The sequence below is a fragment of the Xanthobacter autotrophicus genome (genome assembly GCF_029991245.1).
Taxonomy (GTDB): domain Bacteria; phylum Pseudomonadota; class Alphaproteobacteria; order Rhizobiales; family Xanthobacteraceae; genus Xanthobacter; species Xanthobacter autotrophicus_C.
This window is the reverse complement of record NZ_JAIVFO010000315.1, coordinates 1-752: the sequence shown is the minus strand read 5'-3', so window position 1 is coordinate 752 and position 752 is coordinate 1. Positions and strand designations below refer to the sequence as shown.

Genomic DNA, 752 nt, shown 5'->3' with positions numbered 1-752 from the left:
GAGCACCGGCGGCGGGGCGGGGAGCGGATCTGCCCCCCCGCCCCCTCAAGGCACAAGCCGCTGGAGCCGATCGCGTGCGCGATGGTATAAGACCATCTTTCGCCCGTTCTCAGCCATTGCGAACCGCTTCTATGATCGCCACGCCTGCCCACGAGATCCCCCTGGACATCCGGCGCAAGGCGGTGGCCGTCCACGAGGCCGGGCACGCCCTGGTGGCCCTCCTCCACAAGCGCAACGTGACCGAGGCGGCCCTTCACCCGCCCCACGGCCTGAGCGGGGAAACACGGTTCGAGGGCGCGGGCGAGTTGTTGCTGGACCTGAACACCAAGGCCGACCGGCACTTCATCGAAGATGCCATCGTCATTCTTCTGGCCGGGCAAGTCGCCGAAGCGCATTACTGGAAGCAACAGGCCCCGCTCTACATCCCGCGCATCGATTCCCACCGCACCGACGACGCCGAGATCCACGCGCTGAGATCCCACTTCGCCCTGGGCCCCGAGCAGCAGGCCATGTTCATGGGCTACTGCACGGACAAGGCGAGCCGCATCATCCTGCACCCCAACGCCCAGGCCGCCATCGCCGAGATCGCCACCCGGCTGTTCGACACCCTGTCCATCGGCCGGGCCACTTTGGACGAGATCCTTGCCCGGCACGATGTGGCGGAAGGGAAGCTGAGGGTTGCGCGGCATCCTTGGGAGAGGCGGGTTTAGGGGGTGGGGGAGGGAGTGCGAGCGGAGTATCTAGGGTTGAGT

The 752-nt window shown here is 66.9% G+C and carries 1 protein-coding gene; it reads left to right on the top strand.

Annotated elements, in window-relative coordinates; translation table 11 throughout:
- Positions 1-131 precede the first annotated feature (131 nt).
- The gene (locus tag K9U41_RS22970; protein WP_282643151.1) at positions 132-710 is read left to right on the top strand and encodes a hypothetical protein; all 579 of its coding nucleotides are present in this window, start codon (positions 132-134) and stop codon (positions 708-710) included.
- Positions 711-752: the final 42 nt, after the last annotated feature.